This is a genomic window from Octadecabacter arcticus 238 (genome assembly GCF_000155735.2).
GTDB classification, from domain to species: Bacteria; Pseudomonadota; Alphaproteobacteria; order Rhodobacterales; family Rhodobacteraceae; genus Octadecabacter; species Octadecabacter arcticus.
Genome location: NC_020908.1, coordinates 3,695,907 through 3,717,827, shown reverse-complemented (window position 1 = coordinate 3,717,827; position 21,921 = coordinate 3,695,907). Strand labels below are relative to the sequence as shown.

At 55.9% G+C, this 21,921-nt stretch carries 21 protein-coding genes; 19 read left to right on the top strand and 2 right to left on the bottom strand.

All coding sequences use genetic code 11. The features are described 5' to 3' along the window. The first annotated feature begins 149 nt into the window (after nucleotides 1–149). The 3 genes from OA238_RS19175 to OA238_RS19165 all read left to right on the top strand — a co-directional run bounded on the left by OA238_RS19175 (nucleotide 150) and on the right by OA238_RS19165 (nucleotide 3,378). Entirely contained in the window at nucleotides 150–1,217 is a 1,068-nt protein-coding gene (locus OA238_RS19175) for a Gfo/Idh/MocA family protein (RefSeq protein WP_194293664.1), read from the top strand. Between the two features lie 4 nt (nucleotides 1,218–1,221). Beyond that, nucleotides 1,222–2,109 carry a sugar phosphate isomerase/epimerase family protein gene (locus tag OA238_RS19170; RefSeq protein WP_015496460.1) on the top strand — a complete coding sequence of 296 codons (888 nt, stop codon included), beginning with the start codon at nucleotides 1,222–1,224 and terminating at the stop codon, nucleotides 2,107–2,109. 135 nt (nucleotides 2,110–2,244) lie between these two features. Continuing rightward, entirely contained in the window at nucleotides 2,245–3,378 is a 1,134-nt protein-coding gene (locus OA238_RS19165) for a Gfo/Idh/MocA family protein (protein WP_015496459.1), read from the top strand. Between the two features lie 76 nt (nucleotides 3,379–3,454). Here OA238_RS19165 and OA238_RS19160 read toward each other — a convergent pair whose 3' ends face one another. Beyond that, nucleotides 3,455–4,471, bottom strand: coding sequence for a LacI family DNA-binding transcriptional regulator (locus tag OA238_RS19160; protein WP_245581351.1), 1,017 nt, complete (start codon nucleotides 4,469–4,471; stop codon nucleotides 3,455–3,457). Between the two features lie 202 nt (nucleotides 4,472–4,673). On the opposite strand from OA238_RS19160, the gene OA238_RS19155 reads away from it, so the two are divergent. The 16 genes from OA238_RS19155 to OA238_RS30540 all read left to right on the top strand — a co-directional run bounded on the left by OA238_RS19155 (nucleotide 4,674) and on the right by OA238_RS30540 (nucleotide 20,714). Beyond that, on the top strand, nucleotides 4,674–5,633 hold the full coding sequence (locus OA238_RS19155; protein ID WP_015496457.1) for a sugar ABC transporter substrate-binding protein: 960 nt from the start codon (nucleotides 4,674–4,676) through the stop codon (nucleotides 5,631–5,633). A 92-nt stretch (nucleotides 5,634–5,725) separates the two neighbouring features. Further along, entirely contained in the window at nucleotides 5,726–6,838 is a 1,113-nt protein-coding gene (locus OA238_RS19150; RefSeq protein ID WP_015496456.1) for an ABC transporter permease, read from the top strand. Nucleotide 6,839: 1 nt separating this feature from the next. Continuing rightward, nucleotides 6,840–7,619 (top strand): ATP-binding cassette domain-containing protein, encoded by a 780-nt coding sequence (locus OA238_RS19145; protein WP_015496455.1) that lies wholly within the window; start codon nucleotides 6,840–6,842, stop codon nucleotides 7,617–7,619. An 84-nt stretch (nucleotides 7,620–7,703) separates the two neighbouring features. Further along, nucleotides 7,704–8,048: a cytochrome c peroxidase gene (locus OA238_RS19140; protein WP_044037198.1), complete on the top strand. Its 345-nt coding sequence runs from the start codon at nucleotides 7,704–7,706 to the stop codon at nucleotides 8,046–8,048. Between the two features lie 332 nt (nucleotides 8,049–8,380). After that, nucleotides 8,381–9,448: an IS630 family transposase gene (locus OA238_RS19135; protein ID WP_015493922.1), complete on the top strand. Its 1,068-nt coding sequence runs from the start codon at nucleotides 8,381–8,383 to the stop codon at nucleotides 9,446–9,448. A 394-nt stretch (nucleotides 9,449–9,842) separates the two neighbouring features. Further along, a protein-coding gene (locus OA238_RS30545) for an IS5 family transposase (protein ID WP_085982775.1) occupies nucleotides 9,843–10,600 on the top strand; the annotation gives its coding sequence in 2 pieces (ribosomal slippage) (nucleotides 9,843–10,164 and nucleotides 10,164–10,600; 759 coding nt in all). A 282-nt stretch (nucleotides 10,601–10,882) separates the two neighbouring features. Further along, entirely contained in the window at nucleotides 10,883–11,356 is a 474-nt protein-coding gene (locus OA238_RS19120; protein WP_015496452.1) for a tRNA (cytidine(34)-2'-O)-methyltransferase, read from the top strand. A 328-nt stretch (nucleotides 11,357–11,684) separates the two neighbouring features. Further along, entirely contained in the window at nucleotides 11,685–12,989 is a 1,305-nt protein-coding gene (gene urtA, locus OA238_RS19115; RefSeq protein ID WP_015496451.1) for an urea ABC transporter substrate-binding protein, read from the top strand. An 88-nt stretch (nucleotides 12,990–13,077) separates the two neighbouring features. Beyond that, a complete protein-coding gene (gene urtB / locus OA238_RS19110; RefSeq protein ID WP_044037194.1) occupies nucleotides 13,078–15,018 on the top strand; it encodes an urea ABC transporter permease subunit UrtB in 1,941 nt (646 codons plus the stop codon). A gap of 2 nt (nucleotides 15,019–15,020) precedes the next feature. After that, entirely contained in the window at nucleotides 15,021–16,253 is a 1,233-nt protein-coding gene (urtC, locus tag OA238_RS19105) for an urea ABC transporter permease subunit UrtC (RefSeq protein WP_015496449.1), read from the top strand. Continuing rightward, nucleotides 16,250–16,990: an urea ABC transporter ATP-binding protein UrtD gene (urtD, locus tag OA238_RS19100; RefSeq protein ID WP_015496448.1), complete on the top strand. Its 741-nt coding sequence runs from the start codon at nucleotides 16,250–16,252 to the stop codon at nucleotides 16,988–16,990. Before urtC ends, urtD begins: the two co-directional genes overlap by 4 nt. Before the next feature lie 2 nt (nucleotides 16,991–16,992). Continuing rightward, nucleotides 16,993–17,688, top strand: coding sequence for an urea ABC transporter ATP-binding subunit UrtE (gene urtE / locus OA238_RS19095; RefSeq protein ID WP_015496447.1), 696 nt, complete (start codon nucleotides 16,993–16,995; stop codon nucleotides 17,686–17,688). Between the two features lie 381 nt (nucleotides 17,689–18,069). Further along, nucleotides 18,070–19,032 carry a YHYH protein gene (locus tag OA238_RS19090; RefSeq protein ID WP_015496446.1) on the top strand — a complete coding sequence of 321 codons (963 nt, stop codon included), beginning with the start codon at nucleotides 18,070–18,072 and terminating at the stop codon, nucleotides 19,030–19,032. Between the two features lie 51 nt (nucleotides 19,033–19,083). Then, nucleotides 19,084–20,106, top strand: coding sequence for an IS30 family transposase (locus tag OA238_RS19085; protein ID WP_015496445.1), 1,023 nt, complete (start codon nucleotides 19,084–19,086; stop codon nucleotides 20,104–20,106). Nucleotides 20,107–20,156: 50 nt separating this feature from the next. Continuing rightward, nucleotides 20,157–20,354, top strand: a complete 198-nt coding sequence (locus OA238_RS19080; RefSeq protein WP_044037192.1) for a hypothetical protein — start codon at nucleotides 20,157–20,159, stop codon at nucleotides 20,352–20,354. A 93-nt stretch (nucleotides 20,355–20,447) separates the two neighbouring features. Further along, entirely contained in the window at nucleotides 20,448–20,714 is a 267-nt protein-coding gene (locus OA238_RS30540; protein WP_083906778.1) for a hypothetical protein, read from the top strand. A gap of 114 nt (nucleotides 20,715–20,828) precedes the next feature. Here the strand turns inward: OA238_RS30540 and OA238_RS19070 are convergent, their stop codons facing one another. Then, on the bottom strand, nucleotides 20,829–21,896 hold the full coding sequence (locus OA238_RS19070; RefSeq protein ID WP_015496444.1) for an IS630 family transposase: 1,068 nt from the start codon (nucleotides 21,894–21,896) through the stop codon (nucleotides 20,829–20,831). Nucleotides 21,897–21,921 lie beyond the last annotated feature (25 nt).

Sequence of the window (21,921 nt, the reverse complement as noted above, 5' to 3'; positions counted from 1 at the left end):
GAATAGTTAGTGACATCGATTGCGACTTGCAGGTTTCAGACTCAGACGATAACCGTTTTGCAACCGGTTGCAAACCGGTTTTCAGAAAAGGAGCAGTCGTGACAGAGCCAAGCACAGAAATAGGCATCGGAATTTTGGGTGGGGGCTACATGGGCAAGGCCCATTCGGTCGCCATGGCATCCGTTGGCGCTGTGTTCGACACGGCGCTGCGCCCGCGATTGGAAATGATCTGTGCCTCGACGCCTGAATCGGCTGAACGGTACCGTGCCGCATTCGGGTTTGTGCGTGCGACGGATGATTGGCGCGTGTTGGTGCAAGATCCGCAGGTTGAGGCGATTGTCATCGCGACGCCACAATTGACCCACCGCGAGATTGCAGAGGCCGCGTTTGCTTTGGGCAAGCCGGTCCTGTGTGAAAAGCCTATGGGCGCTGATCTGGCTGATGCTGAGGCGATGGTCGCAGCCGCCGAAGGCAGCGGCACCGCCAATATGGTCGGTTATAATTACATCCGCACGCCCGCATCGCAGTTCGCCCGCAAGCTGATTTCGGACGGTGTGATCGGTGATGTGACGTGGTTTCGTGGTGAACATACCGAGGATTTTCTAGCCGATCCAAAGGCCCCGGCGACGTGGCGCACGGATGGGATGGCGAACGGCACGATGGGCGACCTTGCGCCGCATATGATCAACGCGGCCTTGGCGCTGATCGGCCCGATTGACAGCCTGATTGCCGAAGCAGAGACCGTTCACAAGACCCGCCCTGGTGGGGAGGTTACGAATGATGATCACGCCCAAATCATGTGCCGCTTTGCGAATGGCACTATGGGACATATGTTTTTCAGCCGCATCGCGACGGGCCGTAAAATGGGCTATGCCTATGAGATCACGGGCACCAAAGGCGCGATCAGGTTTGACCAAGAAGACCAGAATGCGATTTGGCTTTATAAGATGAGCGATGATGAAGCCGAGCGCGGCTTTCGCAAAATACTGACTGGACCTGCGCATCCTGATTATGAACCGTTTTGCCAAGGCCCCGGCCATGGCACCGGCTATCAAGACCAGATCATCATCGAAGCGCGCGATTTTCTGGATGCAATTCACAGCGGCCAACCAGTTTGGCCAACGTTTCGCGACGGGCTTGATGTGGCCCGTATTGTCCATACTGCACTGGCCTCTGCGCAGACGCGCAGCTGGCTGAACATCCATCCGAAAGGCTAAAAATATGACAATTCGTATCGGCAATGCGCCCTGTTCTTGGGGCATCGAATTCGCGTCCGATCCTGCGTATCCCACGTGGAAATCGGTGCTGAAGCAATGCGCTGACGCCGGATATAAGGGGATTGAACTGGGGCCTGTCGGCTTCATGCCCGAAGACCCTGTCGAGCTGGGAGAGGGTCTGGCTGAACACGATCTCGAACTAATCGGCGGCGTGGTGTTTCGCCCCTATCATGACCCTGATGCGTGGGGCGACGTGCTGGATGGCACCGTGCGAACCTGCAAGGCGTTGGCAGCACATGGTGCGCAACATCTGGTTTTAATCGACTCAATTTCACCGCGTCGTGCCCCGACGGCGGGCCGAGTGAATGAGGCCGAACAGATGGACAAGGCGGAATGGACCGCCTACCGCGACCGCATCGCCGAGACCGCCAGGATCGGTGTCGATCACGGGCTGACGGTTGGCATACACGCCCATGCGGCGGGGTTCATGGATTTTGAGCCTGAACTTGAACGCCTTCTGGATGAGGTCGATGACAGCATCCTGAAAATATGTTTCGACACGGGCCACCATTCCTACGCGGGCTTTGATCCGGTGGCGTTCATGAAGCGCCATATGGATCGCATCAGCTACATGCATTTCAAGGATATTGATCCGGTCGTGAAGGCCGATGTTGTGGCCAAGCGCACTGATTTTTACACCGCGTGCGGGCAGGGGATTTTCTGCAATCTAGGACAGGGCGATGTGGACTTTGCAGCCGTGCGTCAGGTGTTGATCGACGCTGGGTTCGAGGGTTGGTGCACGGTCGAACAGGACTGTGATCCCAGCATGCCGGGGACGCCGATGGAAGACGCGAAAGCCAACCGAGAATACCTGCAAAGCATAGGGTTTTAGGCCAACCGGCCCTTCGGGGAGAGTGTCGCGGGCGGAAAAGAAACGGTCCTTTGGATCGTTTTAGCCCAAGACGGGCGGAGCCCTGGTCTGGAATAAAGATGAAACATGGGGGGAGCCCCAGTCGGGAGAACATTGATGAAGAGATTGAATTGGGGAATGATTGGTGGCGGCGAAGGCAGCCAGATCGGCCCCGCGCACCGGTTGGGCGCGCAAGCTGATGGCAATTTTGTTTTGGCTGCCGGTGCGCTGGATCACGACGCCGGCAAGGGGCGCGCCTACGCGCAGTCTTTGGGCGTGGATGCAGACCGCGCTTACGGCGATTGGCGTGAGATGTTGGCGGGGGAATCCGCGCGCGACGACCGCGTCGATCTTGTGACCGTCGCAACTCCCAACTCGACGCATTTTGAGATCACCAAGGCCTTCCTTGAGGGTGGGTTCAATGTGCTGTGCGAAAAGCCGATGACGATGAGCGTGGAAGAAGGCGAGGAGATCGTGAAGGTCGCCGCGAAAGCTGGTAAAATTTGTGCTGTGAACTACTGTTATTCCGCCTATCCGATGGTGCGCGAAATGCGAGAGATCGTGCATACGGGGCAGGTCGGCAAGGTGCGTTTGATTGTGACGAACTTTAGTCATGGACACCACGGTGACGCGAGCGATGCGGATAACCCGCGGGTAAGGTGGCGCTATGATCCGGCCATAGCGGGTGTGTCTGGCCAATTTGCCGATTGCGGAATTCATGCGCTGCACATGGCTTCGTTTATCGCAGGCGACCACGTGCGCAAGCTGTCGGCGGATTTCGCGTCGACCATTGACAGCCGCACGTTGGAAGACGACGCGATGGTGAACTTTCGGCTTGAGGGCGGCACGGTTGGGCGGCTTTGGACAAGTTCGGTGGCGATTGGTCGCCAGCACGGGTTCGACATTCAGGTGTTTGGTGAAACCGGCGGCATGCGTTGGGCGTCCGAGCAGCCCAACCAAGTCTATTACACGCCCGTTGGCGGGCGCACGCAGATCATGGAAAAGGGCGAAGGCGGGCTGTCGGATGAGGCATCGCGCCTGTCGCGTGTCGCGATTGCGCACCCCGAAGGATTCCCGTTGGCGGTGGCCAATATCTACGTTGATCTGGCCGCCTCGATCCGTGGCGAGGTCCGCGACGGGTTGCCGACAGCTGAGGACGGATTGCGATCCATGGCGGCGGTGCATCAGGCAGTGGCATCGGCCAAGGCGGATGGTGAATGGGTGGACGCAAGGCCGCCTATGTTTAGATGACGCGTTGTTCAGATGAACGTATCTGAGGTGACCTTATCCGCGGGTAAGGTTATCGTTTATTAACAAGGTGTTAAGGCTATGGAGCGGGGCGCAGGGTGCCCCGTTCTACCATTTTGCACGGGAACAAGCGGACCTCGGGGTAGCGGTCGGGATCATCCAGCATCGCAACGATCAGTTCGACGGAAGAATGGATGATCTGTTCGATTGGCTGGCCGATTGTGGTCAGGTTGATGTTCTCCCAGCGTGCCATTTCCATGTCGTTGAACCCGATAATGCCGATGTCGCGCGGCACGTTCAGGCCTGCGTCCGCAAGTGCGGAGAGTGCGCCGATGGACAGCACGTCGTCGCCGCAAAAATAAGCCTCTGCGAGGGGGCTGTCTGCGATGAGGCGCTGCATTTCAGCGCGGCCTGCGTCGAAAGAATAATCACTGGCAAATGAATGGCGCCGCGCGACGTCGGGGTGTTTGGCGAGTTCTTGCGAGAAGCCGCGAAAGCGGTCTTGCGTCGACGTGGCGGTTTCCGGACCGCCCATAAAACCAACAGAGGCATAGCCGCGCGCCACCAGTTCGCGCGCCGCCATGCGACCACATTCGGAATTGTCGACGCCGACAACATGGACGTCCGGTGTGGTTGAAAAGCGCCCAAAACTGTTGACTACGGGCACGCCTGCGTCGCGAAATGCCTTGGAGAATTCTGGCGGCAAGGTAGAAGACGCGACGATGACGCCGTCGACGGAATATTGTTTTAAGCGGCGCACGGAGGTCAGCGCGTCTTGTTCATCACTCAGGTTCATCAGCAGCGGACGCAGGCCCTTGTCCTGAAGTTTGCGGGTGAACAGATCGAAGACTTGCAAAAAAATCGGGTTGTGAAAGTTGTTGGACACCAGCCCGATCAATTTGGTGCGCCCCGTGGTCAGGGACGAGGCCAAGGCGTTGGGCGAGTATCCCAAGTCCGACGCGGCCTTTTCAACCTTGCGGCGCATTTTTTCAGACACGGACGCGCCATCGGTAAAGGCGCGCGACACGGCGGAGGTCGAAACGCCCGCTCGGTTCGCGACATCTTTCAGGGTGACGGGTCTGGTCATCATTGGCATTGGTTTATTGGTCCATTTTCGCAATCTGTCCCGCAGTCGGGTCCACCGTGTTTATCCAGCTTTCACGTGGATTGCAGCCTGAACTTTGTAACTTCTTTTTGCAACCGGTTGCAAAAAGAAACGACTCATGCTTCAATCTGTGCAGAAGGGGGTGTGTGAACCCCCTTTACGTTTCAGAATTGAAATTCCTTGGGAGGAAAACATGAAATTTTCGAAAGCCACGCTCTTTGCGACGGCTGCGATCTTTGCGGCGCCATTTATGGCGAGCACTGCGATTGCGGACGGCCACGGCGATGATTTGACCTATATTCTGGTCAGCCACGCACCTGATTCGGACAGCTGGTGGAACACTGTCAAAAACGGCATCGCCCTCGCGGGTGAGCAGATGGACGTGAACGTTGAATACCGCAACCCGCCAACAGGTGACTTGGCTGATATGGCCCGCATCATCGAACAAGCGGCCGCATCCCAGCCAGACGGTATCATTACGACACTGGCAGATTATGATGTTCTAAGTGGCCCAATCAGGGCTGCTGTTGATAGCGGTGTTGATGTGATCATCATGAACTCCGGCTCGCCTGCGCAAGCACGTGAAGTTGGTGCGCTGATGTATGTTGGTCAGCCTGAATACGATGCTGGCTTTGCGGCTGGTCTGCGTGCATCCGGTGACGGCGTTGGGTCGTTCCTTTGCGTTAACCACTACATCTCAAGCCCGTCGTCCACTGAGCGTTGCCAAGGTTTCGCCGATGGTCTGGGCATCGAACTGGGCAACCAGATGATCGATTCCGGTCAAGACCCGTCCGAGGTCAAGAACCGTGTTATGGCCTACCTTTCGGCCAATCCGGAAACCGATGCGATCCTGACGCTTGGGCCAACCTCGGCTGATCCGACGCTTCTGGCGCTGGACGAAAACGGCATGGCTGGCGCGATCTACTTTGGCACGTTTGACCTCGGTGAAAACATCGTGGCGGGCATCAAGGCGGGCACCATTGAATGGGGCATCGACCAGCAGCCGTTCCTGCAGGCCTACCTGCCGGTTGTCGTGATGGCCAACTACCACCGCTTGGGCGTTCTGCCAGGCAACAACATCAACTCCGGTCCGGGCTTTGTGACAGCTGACGGCCTTGAGTTGGTAGAAAAGTTCGCAGGCGAATACCGCTAGACTTAGCGTCTGAAAAAAAATGGGCGGCCGTGGCAAGCGCTGTGGCCGCCTTTTTTATCCAATTTTTCTCAATCTGACTAAAGGAAATCCCGATGTCTGACGTCTCAAATGGTGACGAAAGAATCAAAGAAACGTCGAAGTTTCGACAAGCCCTGATGCGCCCTGAATTGGGTGGCATGGTTGGTACGGTCGCGGTTTTTGTGTTCTTTGGTTTGTTTGCTTTCGATAGCGGCATGTTCAATTCACAAGGCGTGATGAACTGGTCCGTGGTCTCTGCGCAATTCATGATTATCGCAGTGGGTGCGTGTCTTTTGATGATCGCGGGCGAGTTTGATTTGTCCGTCGGGTCAATGATCGGTTTTGCGGGGATGATGATCGCCATTTTCGGGGTGACGTTGGGTTGGCCGATGTGGATAGCAATTCTGATCACCTTTGTGATCTGCGTCGCGTTCGGGGCGTTGAATGGCTACATCGTGGTGAAGACTGGATTGCCTAGTTTTATTGTCACGCTGGCGACATTGTTCATCCTGCGCGGATTTACGATTTTCATTCCGCAGACGCTGGAACGTAAAACCATTATCGGTGGCATCCGCGAGGCGGCTGAAGGCGACTGGCTGGCACCGATTTTCGGGGCCGAGATCGGTGGGCCAATTTTTGTATGGCTGGGCGACAGGGGCATTATCAATGTTTTTGAACGCGGTAATCGCGCGGGCGAACCTGTTGTAAATGGCATACCGATGCTGATTGTCTGGGCGCTTGGTCTGGTGATTGTCGGGCATTTTATTTTGACCCGCACGCGGTTCGGTAATTGGATTTACGCCGCTGGTGGTGACGCCGATGCAGCGCGCAATGCCGGTGTTCCCGTAAACAGTGTGAAGATCAGAATGTTCATGTTCACAGCCTTTTGCGCCACAGTCTTTGCGGTCTGTCAGGTGATGGAATTCGGGTCCGCAGGTGCGGATCGCGGCATCCTGAAAGAGTTTGAGGCGATCATCGCGGTCGTCATCGGCGGCGCGTTGTTGACGGGTGGTTATGGGTCTGTGATCGGCGCGGCCTTGGGCGCGTTGATCTTTGGTGTCGTGCAGCAGGGGTTGTTCTTTGCCAACGTCGAATCAAGCCTGTTCCGGGTGTTCCTTGGTGTCATCCTTCTCGCGGCGGTAATCCTGAACACCTATATTCGTCGCACCATCACGGGGGAGCGTTGATATGTCTGATCCTATTATCCAGATGAAGAATATCGAAAAACATTTTGGCAGCGTGATTGCGCTGGCAGGGGTGTCTGTCGATGTCCAAGCAGGCGAATGTCATTGCCTATTGGGTGACAACGGCGCCGGAAAGTCGACGTTCATCAAGACCATGTCGGGGGTGCATAAACCCACAAAAGGCGAGATCGTGTTTGAGGGCAAGGCGATGAATTTCGCCAACCCGCGCGATGCGATTACCGCTGGGATTGCGACGGTGCACCAGCACCTCGGGATGATCCCATTGATGAGCGTGAGCCGGAACTTTTTTATGGGCAATGAGCCGATCAAAAAATTTGGACCGATCAAGATGTTTGATCATGACTATGCCAACGACGTTGCCATGGCCGAGATGCGCAAGATGGGCATCAATCTGCGCGGCCCCGATCAGGCGGTTGGCACCTTGTCTGGTGGTGAACGTCAGACTGTTGCGATTGCCCGCGCGGTGCATTTTGGCGCCAAAGTGCTGATTTTGGATGAGCCGACATCCGCGCTGGGCGTGCGCCAGACGGCGAATGTTCTGGCGACCATCGACAAGGTGCGCAAACAGGGCATCGCGGTTGTGTTTATCACCCACAACGTGCGCCATGCGATGGCGGTGGGGGATCGGTTCACGGTGCTGAACCGTGGCAAAACGCTGGGCACTGCGTTGAAAGGCGAAATTACGCCGGAAAAATTGCAGGATATGATGGCGGGTGGCCAAGAGATGGCGACGCTTGAAGGGTCGCTCGGCGGGACTGTCTAGGCGATACTTCCCGACGTTAATCTGGCGATTGCATCGCGCTGCCGTTGCGCCCATCAATGGGAGGGCAGCGCGAGGGGATCAAGTATGACGACGAGGAAAATCTGTGCAGTTCTAAGTTTGATCGCGTTTTCATTGGCAGGACCTGTGGCAGCACAAGTGTTGCCGGACGCGGCGGTGGACGCTGATTATGAAGTCACAAACCCCGCAGAGGTTCGTTTGGGTCAATTGTTGTTTTACGACGCAATCCTGTCCGGCAACCAGAACATCGCCTGCGCGACGTGCCACCATCCGACGCTGGGCACAGCGGACGGGGTGTCTTTGGCCATCGGTGACGGTGGTATCGGGTTGGGACCGGACCGCATCGTTGATACTGACAATCCGCCAGAAGAACGCATCCCGCGCAACGCGCCTGCGCTGCCTGTAATTTGACAGAAGTGGTTTCAGAGTCTGGATGGAGTGCGACAGCGTCATCGCTGTTCGCGGTGTCGCGTTCGACAGTTTTGGCTAACCCTTGATCATTTGGGGTCCGTGGCTCCGACCCAAAATATCGATCACCGGCGACCAAATCTCTGAAATTGTCCGTGATCAATTTCAGCGCTTCAACGGGGTCGGAAAGTTTTTCCAATGTGAACGAGAAGGCGCCGTATGAAACGGTCAGAGTCTTACATGTATACTTCTGCGCCTGAATTGACCTGACGATTTTGGGCCTGCGATTCACTTCGTCGCATGGCCAAAGGCGGTTCAGTCTGTATTTTGAGTTTATGAGCAAGCAATACAAAACAGTCTCCTTATCCGACGAGCAGCGCATAGCACTTGAAGCGCTTTGCCGCCGCCGCAAAGTTGACGCCCTTGTTTGGAAACGGGCGCGCGCGTTTCTTCTTTTGGACGCAGGAGAAGACGCCGGAACGGTTTGCCGGATTTTGGATATTGGCCCGACAGTTTTGACGGAGTGGCGATTTGCCTTTGCCGGTGCGGGACTATCGTTTTTCGGTCTGAAGGACTACAGCCAGCGTCAGGGTCATTTGTCCGTCGTGCAAGAGCAGGCGGTGAGAGCCCATTTCACCGCGCAGCCTGCCCGCAATGCCGATGAGGTCTGTGCCTATGTTCTAGCCGAGTGCGACCAAAACTACAGCACGTCGGGAGCCGCCAAGCTGATGCGCCGCCTGGGGTTCGCGTATAAGAAACCACAATTGCTGCCTGCACAGGCCGATGAAGCCAAGCAGGCTGCGTTTATTGCCAAATATGAGGCCCTGATGAACGGGTTGGCCGCAGATGAGATGGTTGTCTTTTCGGACGCTGTCCACCCCGAACACCAGAGCCGCCCCGCCCATGGTTGGTTCCCCAAGGGACAAAAGACGGCCCTGAAGGCGACATCAGGGCGCAAGCGGCTCAACATTCAGGGCGCGCTTGACCTTGAGACTTTCCAGTTCACCTTTGTGGAAGGCGAGAAGATCAATGCCCAGACAACCCGACAGATGCTGGAAAAGTTGGAACGCAACAACCAAACCAAGACGGCCATCCACGTCTTTGTCGACAATGCCCGCTATCATCATGCCAAGATACTACAGCCATGGCTGGACAGCCCAGAACGTCGGGTGAAGTTGCATTTCTTGCCAGCATATGCCCCGCACCTCAACCCGATCGAGCGTCTTTGGGGTGTTATGCACAAATGGGTCACCCACAATCGGCACTATGCAACGTTCAACCAATTCACAGAGGCCATTTTCGACTTCTTCCGCAAGACCCTGCCAGAAAAATGGCCAGAGTTCCGCGACACCGTCACCGACAACTTCCGCGTCATATCGCTCAAGGAATACAAAGTGATTTGAGGGGAAAACCTCAGGTCAATTCAGGCGCGGGAGTATAGTATCCATTTCAAGCTCGATTTCTGGAATGAATGTCAAACATGAAATCGCTCAAACCGAAACGGCAAGCCTTGTGGGATCCCCACGAAATCGTCAAGAACATCGAACTACTCCACTAAATAATACACTCTTAAGTATACGGCACACTCATCTTAAATGCGCACTATCTTAGGGTGCGACGAGGTATCTTTAGATAAATGTGATGGAGCGGATGTTGGTTTTTGGAGCGAAATTCCGGCCCTAACGGGTGTCGCCGCTTGGTAATGCGCCTTCGGTTTGGTCCTAGGGTCAGGACCCATTAATTGATTGAGTTTGTCGCGTTGTGGTGATTCATAGTCTTCAATTGTAGGGGGGTATTATGAGCAATTTGTATTGGCTGACTGAGGCGCAGATGGAGCGTCTCCGGCCGTACTCTCCAAAGAGCCGAGGTCGTGCTCGTGTGGATGACCGTCGTGTTTTGAGTGGCATTATCTTCATCAATCGCAATGGTTTAAGGTGGTGTGATGCACCTTCCGAGTATGGACCGCCGAAGACGCTATATAATCGATGGAAGCGCTGGAGTGATATGGGCATATTTGCCCAAATCTTGATGGGGCTGGCCGAGCAGGCCCCCGACAACAAAACCATCTCAATCGACGCCACCTACCTCAAAGCACATCGTACGGCCGCCAGCCTGCGGTTAAAAAAGGGGGGCGAGGACGCCTGATCGGGTTGACCAAGGGCGGTATGAATACAAAGCTACATGCTGTCACAGACACCAGCGGACGACCAATCCGCCTCTTCATCACAGCAGGACAAGTCAGTGATTACCCTGGTGCAGCCGCCTTGATGAATAATCTGCCTGAGGCTGACTGGCTCCTCGCTGACAGAGGGTACGATGCTGATTGGTTCCGTGAAACCCTTGTAGACAAGGGCACAACGCCCTGCATCCCCGGTCGCAAGTCGCGCAAAAAGACCGTCAAGTACGACAAGCGCCGTTACAAACGACGCAACCGTATCGAGAGAATGTTCGGAAGGCTCAAAGATTGGCGCCGCGTCGCAACTCGCTACGACAGATCACCAACAGTCTTCCTCTCCGCAATCGCTCTCGCCGCAACCGTCATATTTTGGTTATGAGTCCTGAGCATAACCAAAGTGGGCCGATTGCATTGAACTTTGGTGTTTCTAAACCGGATCGCGACCGCGCATTTGAAATTGTTAATGCGTCCTGTCTTGCGCGACGTGATTGTGGCATCGTTGGAGATGTTGCGATTATTTGATCGGACGATGTCAGCTAAGTCGCAGATTGTTCGCACATGGGACGTCGAAATAGGCGGTGTTAAGCCTCCTTTGATCACGATAACAGGATAGGATAACGGGCTTATCCTGCGCCCGTGTTTTTGAAAGCCTGAACATCCGATGTCTGATCCGCGCATGAAACTGGTTTTGGTGACGCCTGAAATTCCGTACAATACCGGCGCGATCGGTCGGACCTGTGTGGCGCTGGAACTGGAGCTGATCTTGATCAGACCTTACGGGTTTTCGCTTGACGAAAAGGCTGTGCGGCGTGCTGGACAGGATTACTGGAAGCATGTTCAGCTTAGCGAGTATGACAGTTGGCAAGATTTTATGGATGATCGAAAGCCACCGCGCGACAGTCTGTATTTCTTTGAAGAACACGGCGCGCAGAGCGTTTACGCACCCGACTATCAACACGATGCTTATTTGGTCTTCGGGTGCGAATCCAAAGGTCTGCCGGCGACTGTTTTGGATGGCATGGATGATCGCGTCTTTCATTTGCCGATGCGCAATCCGCTTGTGCGGTCCCTCAACCTCGCAAACGTGGCCACGGCCGTGATCTATCAGGCGATGCGCACCCAGTTGGGCGGTTGAGGCCTGATCTTCACTGATTGAACCGTTAAAATAACCCGACGCAGAGAGTCTAATGCCTGATTAGTAGGCAGTCGGCATTTAAAATGGCGCTAAAGCAAGCATATCCAGCGCATCCACCTCAAATATAAATGCTGCAGTTGCAAACACGGCGCTGGGCGCTGACGTTACCCTTGCCTTAAAGATCGAGGCGATGAGTGCCACGCGAGGGCGTGATCGTGGAAGAAAATAACCCTCGCATGGCTGCAACAATAAGCTGCGGTAGTTCCAATATCATAATGATTGCGCCACGCATAGGCGGCATTTTGGTGCGGCCCGCAGATGAACATAAATGGGGGACGTATCCTTGAAACTGTCGAAAAACCTTTTGTCTACACTGTCCGTAACCACGCTGATTGCTGCGGGTTCCGGGGCTGCCGCGCAAGACTGCACCATCAAAGTTGGTGTGCTGCATTCTCTGTCCGGCACCATGGCGATCTCAGAGACGACGCTGGCTGACACGATGCAGATGCTCGTTGAGGGTCAAAACGAAGCTGGCGGCCTGTTGGGTTGTGACCTTGAAGCCGTTGTCGTTGATCCGGCGTCCGACTGGCCGCTGTTTGCAGAAAAGACCCGCGAACTTCTGACCGTCGAAGAGGTCGATGTGATTTTCGGTGCTTGGACGTCAGTGTCGCGTAAGTCCGCGCTGCCAGTTCTCGAAGAATTAAACGGTTTGATGTTCTATCCGGTGCAATACGAGGGCGAAGAATCCTCGCGTAACGTTTTCTATACCGGTGCCGCACCAAACCAGCAGGCCATTCCGGCTGTCGATTATTTTCTCGAAGAGCTGGGCGTTGAGCAATTTGCGCTCTTGGGGACGGACTATGTCTATCCTCGCACCACCAATAATATCCTGGAAGCCTACCTGATCGAAAAAGGCATCGCGCCAGAGAACATTTTCGTCAACTACACGCCGTTCGGTCAGTCCGACTGGGCGACGATTGTGAGTGATGTCGCGGCCTTGGGTGCGGGTGGCAATCAGGTCGGTGTTGTGTCGACCATCAATGGTGATGCGAACGTCGGTTTCTACAAAGAGCTCGCGGCCGCTGGCGTGTCCGCGGATGACATCCCCGTTATTGCGTTTTCTGTAGGTGAGGAAGAACTGTCAGGCTTCGATACGTCCGAATTGGTCGGTCACCTGGCGGCATGGAACTACTTTATGTCGGCAGACACCGAAGCCAACGCCGCGTTCATCGAAAGATGGCAGGCCTACACGGGCGACGATATGCGTGTGACCAATGATCCGATGGAGGCGCACTACATTGGCTTTAACATGTGGATCAACGCCGCGACTGAAGCGGGTTCCGTTGAGGTCGATGCAGTTCGCGCCGCAATGTATGGTCAGGAGTTCCCGAACCTGACAGGTGGCACTGCCGTCATGCTCCCCAACCACCACCTTTCGAAGCCTGTTTTGATCGGTGAAATTACTGCTGATGGTCAGTTTGATATCATCAGCCAGACATCTGAGGTTCCCGGCGATGCATGGACGGATTTCCTCCCAGAATCCGCCGTCCTGACATCAGATTGGAAAGACCTCGGTTGTGGGATGTACAACACCGAAACCGAGACTTGTGTGCAGCTGACGTCCAACTACTAAGCTGCTTCTCATCGGCTGGCGGGCGGGGCAGTGTGCCTTGCCCGCTTCCAAATGACGTCCGAGATATCCCTATGAAAGAAGACCCGTGATGCTGCGCCTCATGCTCGTCTGCCTTTGCCTGATTTTTGTAGCCCCTGTGGTCCATGCCCAATCCCTTCAATCCCTGTTGCAAGACAATGCCGACGCCGTCGCAAACCCGTCGCGAAGCACGGTTGACGTCGTTGTCAGGGCGCTTGCGGAGGCCCCGGTAGAGGGTTCGCCCAGGTTTCTTGAGGATTGGCGCGACAAGGCAATCTGGGTGCGGTTAAGCGATGGCATTTTCTTTAGCGCGGCTGAGGATGGTGATGGGTTGGTTCTGACCAATCTGGACACTGGCGTACAGACCACGGTGGCCGATGACGACGGTTTCGATCAAATCAGACCCAACGCAGGAGTACGCCGCGTCATCAACGCCGCCCTTGTGCAATTTCAATTGTCAGATGCCGATGTGACCCGCCGCATTGCAGCACTTGACGCGATTAGCCGTGATCCGGCTGCGGACCAGCTTGTGCCGCTGCGCCAATCCATTCCCGGTGAACCGGATACGTCGATCCTTGCGCGGAAAGTCCAGTTGGAACGCCAATTGACAGCGCGATTCGGCGACAGCATGCAAGAACGCGTCGCCGCGATTAATTTTTTGTCTGGCGACCTGAGCGTTGAGGTGCGTGGCGTGATCAGCCAAATCCTGACGACGCGGCAATTCGTCGGCATTTCAATTCCCGAAGGCACCAACGTGGCGCAAATCATGGAGATCGGGGACGATCTGAATGAGGTCGAGGCCTATCAGTTGTTGGTCGACGCAGACCTCGTGCCTGCGACGGTTACGCCAGACGATATTGTTGCGACACTCACCGCGCAAATCGAAGACGGGCAAGTGGCAGGCGTTGATGTGTCGACGTTGGGCACGGACGCTGCCCGCATTGCGGCCTATGACATGCTGGTCACAAGGGGTGATGCTGCGCCATTTATCGCACCCGAGGACCGCGCGTCGGCCCTTGATGCACATACATTCTACCTCGCCTACACCGAAGTGAACACCGACATCACCGCCGCCGCCGAAGACGCTGAGGCCGCGATTGCAATGCAACTTAATGTGGGCAAAACCCTTGATCTGACGTTGGATGCACTGTCGCTTGCGTCGATCTATTTCTTGGCAGCGATTGGTCTTGCGATCACATTCGGGGTCATGGGCGTCATCAATATGGCGCATGGCGAATTCATCATGATGGGTGCCTACACCGGCTATGTGGTGCAGCAGATCGTGCCGGATTACACCCTGTCGATCATCATTGCCCTGCCGATGGCCTTTGCCGTCACGTTTGCGGCAGGGGTGGCAATGGAGCGGCTGGTGATCCGGCACCTTTATCACCGTCCGCTTGAGACATTATTGGCGACGTTCGGTATCGCTATCGTTCTACAACAGCTCGCCAAGAACATCTTTGGCACGCAGGCCCGCCCGCTGACGTCGCCCGACTGGCTGGCAGGCGCATGGGTGGTGAACGATGTGGTCCAGATCAGCACAATCCGCATCGCGATTTTCGCGCTGGCACTGCTGTTTCTGTGCCTTATCTTGTATATCCTGAAACGCACACGGCTTGGGCTTGAGGTCCGCGCGGTGACGCAAAACCCTGGCATGGCGGCGTCCATGGGGATCAACCCTGACCGCATCAACATGCTGACCTTCGGGCTGGGATCGGGCATTGCGGGCATCGCTGGCGTTGCGATTGGGCTGTATGCCAAGGTCACGTCCGAAATGGGTGCAGATTACATCGTGCAATCGTTCATGACGGTTGTGGTTGGCGGCGTCGGTAACGTTTGGGGGACGCTCGCGGGCGCTTCCCTGATCGGGTTTACGCAAAAGGGGATCGAGTTTTTCAATCCGTCCAACACGCTGGCGGCGCAAACCTACATGATTTTGTTTGTGATCCTGTTCATTCAGTTCCGACCTAAAGGCATCGTCGCCCTCAAGGCTCGGGCGGCGGGGGATTGATCATGCGCAAATCGTTCATCGCCCAAAACCCGTCGGTGTTGTGGTTCCTTGCGGGTCTTGCGATCTTCACCCTTGGTGTGACCTTCATGAGCGAAGCTGCAGGGGTCGATATGATCTCGACCTCGTTCCTCAAGACGTTGGGCAAAACGCTGTGCCTGTGTCTGGTTGCCATCGCGATGGACGTGGTCTGGGGCTATTGCGGCATCCTGAGCCTTGGGCATTTCGCGTTCTTTGGGATCGGTGGCTACTCCATTGGCATGTGGTTGATGTATGCGCGCACCGAAGGGATCGTGGCAACGTCGCTGGAGTCCGCAGCATTGCCCCCGACGCCGCAAGAAATAACTGACGCGATTGGCAGTCAGATCTTTGGAGTGGTCGGCAGTTCGGACTTTCCCGCGCTCTGGGCGTTTTCCCACAGCTTGCCGTTGCAACTGTTGGCCGTGGTTTTGGCCCCCGGCCTTTTGGCGCTGGTGTTCGGCTGGCTGGCCTTTCGCAGCCGCGTCACGGGTGTTTATCTGTCGATCCTGACGCAAGCCATGACATTGGCCCTGTCGCTGTATTTCTTCCAGAACGACACCGGATTGCGCGGCAACAACGGGCTGTCGGGCCTACAAAACATCCCTGGACTTGAGGCGCGCGGCCAAGCAGTGGTGTCGCTTTGGTTCTTTTGGGCATCCGCACTGGCGCTGGGCATGGGTTATGTTTTGTTCGCCTATGTCGTGTCCGGCAAGTTCGGATCGGTCATCCGCGCGATCCGAGACAACGAAGCCCGCGTGCGGTTTTTGGGCTATCATGTCGAACATTACAAACTGTTCATCTTTACGCTGACGGCCATGGTCGCAGGCGTTGCGGGGGCGCTGTATTACCCGCAAGCGGGCATCATCAACCCCACCGAGATCGCGCCCATCGCGTCAATATATCTGGCGGTCTGGGTGGCTATTGGGGGGAGGGGGCGGCTGTATGGTGCGGTGATTGGCGCGGCGTTGGTATCGCTGATGTCGTCGTGGTTCACCGGTGGATCGGCGCCCAACATCAACCTTGGATTTTATGAGATCAAATGGACCGACTGGTGGCTTGTGCTGCTTGGCGTGTCGTTCGTTTTGGTCACACTGTATTTTCCTAAAGGCGTTGGTGGGATATTCGACGCGCTTGTCCGTGAGACAGCGGTGGAGCGGCAGGGAGACTATGGACCTGACAAGGGTGCATGGCGTAACGACGAAGGGAAACCATCATGACGACCCTTTTAGAAGTCTCTGGCGTGTCTGTCACATTTGATGGTTTTCGCGCGATTAACAATCTGTCGATCCAGATCGCGGAACCTGAATTGCGTGCGGTTATTGGCCCGAATGGTGCAGGCAAAACCACGTTTATGGATATTGTCACCGGTAAAACCAAGCCGGACGAAGGTCGCGTGATATTTGGCGAAAAGTCGGTGTCGTTGCTCGGCATGTCTGAAAGCCAGATCGCACAGGCTGGCATTGGTCGCAAATTCCAGAAACCCACAGTGTTTGAGGCGCAAAGCGTGCGTGAAAACATCGCAATGGCGCTGAAAAACACGCGCGGACCGTTTGATGTTTTGTTCGGGCGCCGCGCGGACAATCGTGAGGAACGCATCCGCGAGGTGAGCGATGAGATTGGCCTGACAGACGCGCTTGACCAGGCGTCGGGCGCATTGTCGCACGGGCAAAAGCAATGGCTTGAGATCGGGATGCTGCTGGCGCAAGACCCGCGATTGTTGTTGGTCGACGAGCCAGCAGCTGGCATGACGCCCGCTGAACGCGAACACACTACCAACCTGCTGGTGCGTGCCGCCAAAACCCGCGCGGTGGTGGTTGTGGAACACGATATGGAATTTGTGCGCCGTTTGAATTGCAAGGTGACTGTGCTGCACGAAGGCGCAGTTTTGGCCGAAGGCAGCCTTGATCATGTCACCAAAAATCAAGACGTCATCGACGTCTATCTGGGGCGATAGCGATGCTGGAAATCAATGATCTGACCTTGAAATATGGCGAAAGCCAAATTTTGAACGGGATCAGCCTGACTGCAAAACGCGGTGAGGTGACGGCGGTGATGGGCACCAACGGTGTGGGAAAGACCTCCCTTCTTAAGGCCATCGCGGGGCGCCATCCGTTTGCGAGTGGTACGATCACGGTAGACGCCAAACCGCTCGGGTCGAACGCGCCCGTCAACGCGGCCAAGGCGGGCATCGGCTATGTGCCGCAAGGCCGCGAAGTGTTTCCGATGATGACCGTCACGGAAAACCTTGAAACCGGATTTGCCTGTCTGGCGGGTAGCGGGCACACGGTTCCCGATCACATCTATAATCTGTTCCCCGTGTTGCGCGAAATGTCGAACCGTCGCGGCGGTGATTTATCGGGTGGGCAGCAACAGCAACTGGCCATCGCTCGTGCGTTGATCGCCAAGCCAAAGGTGCTACTGCTGGACGAGCCGACCGAAGGCATCCAGCCCAACATCATCAAACACATCGGCGATGTGATCGCCACACTGCGTGAACAGGGCGAAATCGCGATTGTGCTGGTTGAACAATACTTCGATTTTGCCTTCGATCTCGGTGATCGGTTCGTGGCCATGAACCGTGGCAGCGTGACGCTTGATCAACCGTCTTCAAAGGTGACGCGCAGCGAGCTGTTGGAGCTGGTTTCAGTGTAGCGCAAAAAAGCCCACGATGCGGCCGGCGCTGTGGCCGCTGGCGTGCGTCATTTGTCGCGCCTTGATGATGCGATCGCCGCGGTCTTAACCGCGCATGCGGACTATTTTGATCCGTAAGATCCTGCGATCTTTTGGCAACCGGTCCGTTGTTCTGCACCAAATTCAACACCGGCGTCGTTCGCCTTTCGCGGAACAGTTACGTAGCCAGAGCTGTGTTGCTTCGTGGGTCACCCCTCAAAGAGTGACCCGCCGCGTCCATCCGGAATAAGTTTGAAGGTGGTACGACGGAAGCCGCAGGCCCAAACGTACAAATACAAAGATACAGTTTGAAACCACTCACATCTCCGCTGGGGTGTGATCCCCTAAGTTAGGAAATCTGTTTTGCGATTAGAGAACCTTCTACTGTCAGTCTGTGGGGCGGCATCACTCGCCTTGGTGCTCGGCTCGGCAGCGATTATACCGACGGGTGCTGTCGCACATGAAGACGACCTGCACTGCGCTGCGGTTATAGCCTCGGTTGCGGAGGCGGGATTTGCAGATGAGGTCGCTGTTGAGTGTGAGTCCGGGCAGGCGGTCCTGACCTCGTACACGTATCCCGATCATGATTTGATGACTGGCATTGTGGGAACGAACGAACAAATTCCGGTGCCTGCCAACGCCTATGCAGCGCCGATCCCTTTGCAACCTGTCCTTGGTACAACGCCGCAGACTCGTGATGCCGCGCTGGGTGTCGCCGTGAATGGTGTGCCGATCTACGACTATACAGGCGGCGGTGAGATGAGCATCGCAGACCTGTCCGATCATCAGGCGCAGAACGACACGTTGTTAACCCAGCAGCTTGACGTATGTGGCGGTCATGCGGGGCGGGGTGATGATTACCACTACCACGTCAAACCGGTCTGCATGATTGCACAGATGAAAAATGCGGGCGACGACGCGATCATCGGCTGGGCCTATGACGGTTTCCCCATTTATGGCGACAACAATCCTGATGGTACACCAATCGCCGCCGCTGTTTTGGACGACTGCAACGGACAGCCCGATGGTAGGTTTGGTTATCGCTACCATACGTCGACTGATGCCCCCTATATTGTCCAATGTTTGATGGGTGGGGTTGCAAACATGGAACAATTGCCCCGTGTTGCACCGTTGACGCCCGCTGTAGGCGGCAGAGGGATGGAGCCGAGCAGGCCACCACGTGGCGGTGTTGATGGACTGACCTTCACCCAAGATGCATCCGGCCTGCGCAGTATGGATTATTCCTATGAGGGCGAGGCGTATTACATGCGCTACACACCGTCGCAGACACCCAATTGCTATACCTATGAGACACGGACAGCTTAGACTCAAGTTTCAAATGCAACACTCAGAGCCCTTTGGGCATAGGATGTTGTGATGGACATACGAAGCAAGCACCTCAGCAGCGAGGACCGTGGCGTGATATTAGCCGAGCATAATAGGGGCAGCAGTCCGCGGTTGATCGGCCAGCTTTTGCATCGCCCGGCGAGCACGATCTGCCGTGAGCTGGCGCGAGGTCGGCAGGAAGACGGCAGCTATTGCCCGCAAGCGGCGCGGCAGGCCTATGATGCCCGGCGCGCGCGCTGCCGCCGCAAGCGCAAGCTTGTGGAGGGGAGCGATCTTAATCGTTTCGTTCATGGCAAGCTCGTACATCTGCACTGGTCGCCTGAGCAGATTGCGCAGAGACTGCGTCTCATGAAGCCTGATGATCCATCCGCCTATGTGAGCCATAAGACCATCTATGCCGCGATTTACGCGCAGCCACGTGGCGGGCTGAAGGCGGCGATGATCGAGGCGTTGCGTCAAGCGAAGCCTAAGCGTGGGCTCAAGCGCAGGACAGCGGCGGGCAGTGCTATGGTCCCGGAATCATTGCGCATTATCAATCGCCCTGAAGAGATCGAAGCACGACTGGTACCAGGCCATTGGGAGGGCGACCTCATCAAGGGCGCATTCAATCGCTCGTCAGTGGGGACCTTGGTCGAGCGCAAGACACGCTTTGTCATTCTTTGCAAAATGGATGGCAATGGGGCCGAGGCCGCGCTTGACAGCTTCACCCGCCAGATGAGACGACTACCCGCTGATTTGCGCAAGAGCATGACCTATGACCGTGGCTCCGAAATGGCCTGCCATCGTGAATTGGCGCGACGATTGAAAATTGATATCTGGTTCTGCGATCCGCATGCTCCCTGGCAGCGCGGCAGCAACGAGAACACCAACGGACTGCTGCGTCAGTTCATGCCCAAAGGAACTGACCTGAACGGTGCAAGCCAAACATGGCTCAACGACGTTGCAAACCTGATGAACAACCGTCCAAGAAAAACCCTCGGATGGAGAACACCCGCTGAAGCCATGGCCGACGAAATCGTGGCCTTTAAATCAACCGTTGCACTTGATGTTTGAATCCAAGAAGTCACCAACGGTGGGGATATCGCCACAGGGAAATATTGCAGATGAGGCATGCGGCTGTTTCGTGGTCGATTGCTGCCCTTGTCTTTGGGGCCTTGGCTGGACCGTCTTGGGCGCAGGACGGGTTTGCCCTGTCCAGCCCCGCGTTTACCGACTGTGCCACGCTGCCCGCCGATCTGAAATGCACCCGTGACGGCGGCGATGGTTTGACGCCGCCGCTTGCATGGACTGGGGTTCCCTAAGGGACCGAAAGTTTGGCCATTATCATGCACCATTATCCGCGCGGCACTGTTGCTGGCGTGGATGCGTACAGCCAATATTGGCTTTTGTAGAATATTTCCGCAGACTCCACCGACATTCCCGTGGCAATCCCGCGTCATTTGGGGGTTGAGGGCGCGGACAAGGACGGCCGACGCACGGGATATACGCCACCCTGTTCGCCCCCCGGCGCGCGGCATGAATACACAATCACGCTTTATTCTTTGAATAGCCCGCTCATTGATCTGCCGTCTTCGAACGACCGGCAGGTGGATTGGCTGGCAATAACGGTGGCGATGGACGGAATGATCATGGCATCATCCGCCATCTCATTCCTGAACTGAAATTCTGTGAATGACCGGTTGGGGTAGAATTGCGCAATACGCCAGATCGCGGTCAAAATGTTGAAAGTATTTCCTGCTATACTCCCGCGCCTGAATTGACCTGAGGTTTTCCCCTCAAATCACTTTGTATTCCTTGAGCGATATGACGCGGAAGTTGTCGGTGACGGTGTCGCGGAACTCTGGCCATTTTTCTGGCAGGGTCTTGCGGAAGAAGTCGAAAATGGCCTCTGTGAATTGGTTGAACGTTGCATAGTGCCGATTGTGGGTGACCCATTTGTGCATAACACCCCAAAGACGCTCGATCGGGTTGAGGTGCGGGGCATATGCTGGCAAGAAATGCAACTTCACCCGACGTTCTGGGCTGTCCAGCCATGGCTGTAGTATCTTGGCATGATGATAGCGGGCATTGTCGACAAAGACGTGGATGGCCGTCTTGGTTTGGTTGTTGCGTTCCAACTTTTCCAGCATCTGTCGGGTTGTCTGGGCATTGATCTTCTCGCCTTCCACAAAGGTGAACTGGAAAGTCTCAAGTTCAAGCGCGCCCTGAATGTTGAGCCGCTTGCGCCCTGATGTCGCCTTCAGGGCCGTCTTTTGTCCCTTGGGGAACCAACCATGGGCGGGGCGGCTCTGGTGTTCGGGGTGGACAGCGTCCGAAAAGACAACCATCTCATCTGCGGCCAACCCGTTCATCAGGGCCTCATATTTGGCAATAAACGCAGCCTGCTTGGCTTCATCGGCCTGTGCAGGCAGCAATTGTGGTTTCTTATACGCGAACCCCAGGCGGCGCATCAGCTTGGCGGCTCCCGACGTGCTGTAGTTTTGGTCGCACTCGGCTAGAACATAGGCACAGACCTCATCGGCATTGCGGGCAGGCTGCGCGGTGAAATGGGCTCTCACCGCCTGCTCTTGCACGACGGACAAATGACCCTGACGCTGGCTGTAGTCCTTCAGACCGAAAAACGATAGTCCCGCACCGGCAAAGGCTAATCGCCACTCCGTCAAAACTGTCGGGCCAATATCCAAAATCCGGCAAACCGTTCCGGCGTCTTCTCCTGCGTCCAAAAGAAGAAACGCGCGCGCCCGTTTCCAAACAAGGGCGTCAACTTTGCGGCGGCGGCAAAGCGCTTCAAGTGCTATGCGCTGCTCGTCGGATAAGGAGACTGTTTTGTATTGCTTGCTCATAAACTCAAAATACAGACTGAACCGC

What these genes read in the sequence shown, in the direction of transcription:
- OA238_RS19140 (WP_044037198.1), top strand. Translation starts at nt 7,704, where the DNA reads ATGACGACGAGGAAAATCTGTGCAGTTCTAAGTTTGATCGCGTTTTCA.
- OA238_RS19155 (WP_015496457.1), top strand. Translation starts at nt 4,674, where the DNA reads ATGAAATTTTCGAAAGCCACGCTCTTTGCGACGGCTGCGATCTTTGCG.
- OA238_RS19080 (WP_044037192.1), top strand. Translation starts at nt 20,157, where the DNA reads ATGAGGCATGCGGCTGTTTCGTGGTCGATTGCTGCCCTTGTCTTTGGG.
- urtB (WP_044037194.1), top strand. Translation starts at nt 13,078, where the DNA reads ATGCTGCGCCTCATGCTCGTCTGCCTTTGCCTGATTTTTGTAGCCCCT.
- OA238_RS19175 (WP_194293664.1), top strand. Translation starts at nt 150, where the DNA reads ATGGGCAAGGCCCATTCGGTCGCCATGGCATCCGTTGGCGCTGTGTTC.
- urtE (WP_015496447.1), top strand. Translation starts at nt 16,993, where the DNA reads ATGCTGGAAATCAATGATCTGACCTTGAAATATGGCGAAAGCCAAATT.
- urtD (WP_015496448.1), top strand. Translation starts at nt 16,250, where the DNA reads ATGACGACCCTTTTAGAAGTCTCTGGCGTGTCTGTCACATTTGATGGT.
- OA238_RS19135 (WP_015493922.1), top strand. Translation starts at nt 8,381, where the DNA reads ATGAGCAAGCAATACAAAACAGTCTCCTTATCCGACGAGCAGCGCATA.
- OA238_RS19170 (WP_015496460.1), top strand. Translation starts at nt 1,222, where the DNA reads ATGACAATTCGTATCGGCAATGCGCCCTGTTCTTGGGGCATCGAATTC.
- OA238_RS19150 (WP_015496456.1), top strand. Translation starts at nt 5,726, where the DNA reads ATGTCTGACGTCTCAAATGGTGACGAAAGAATCAAAGAAACGTCGAAG.
- OA238_RS19085 (WP_015496445.1), top strand. Translation starts at nt 19,084, where the DNA reads ATGGACATACGAAGCAAGCACCTCAGCAGCGAGGACCGTGGCGTGATA.
- OA238_RS19160 (WP_245581351.1), bottom strand. Translation starts at nt 4,471, where the DNA reads ATGCCAATGATGACCAGACCCGTCACCCTGAAAGATGTCGCGAACCGA.
- OA238_RS19145 (WP_015496455.1), top strand. Translation starts at nt 6,840, where the DNA reads ATGTCTGATCCTATTATCCAGATGAAGAATATCGAAAAACATTTTGGC.
- OA238_RS19070 (WP_015496444.1), bottom strand. Translation starts at nt 21,896, where the DNA reads ATGAGCAAGCAATACAAAACAGTCTCCTTATCCGACGAGCAGCGCATA.
- urtC (WP_015496449.1), top strand. Translation starts at nt 15,021, where the DNA reads ATGCGCAAATCGTTCATCGCCCAAAACCCGTCGGTGTTGTGGTTCCTT.
- OA238_RS19165 (WP_015496459.1), top strand. Translation starts at nt 2,245, where the DNA reads ATGAAGAGATTGAATTGGGGAATGATTGGTGGCGGCGAAGGCAGCCAG.
- OA238_RS19120 (WP_015496452.1), top strand. Translation starts at nt 10,883, where the DNA reads ATGTCTGATCCGCGCATGAAACTGGTTTTGGTGACGCCTGAAATTCCG.
- urtA (WP_015496451.1), top strand. Translation starts at nt 11,685, where the DNA reads ATGGGGGACGTATCCTTGAAACTGTCGAAAAACCTTTTGTCTACACTG.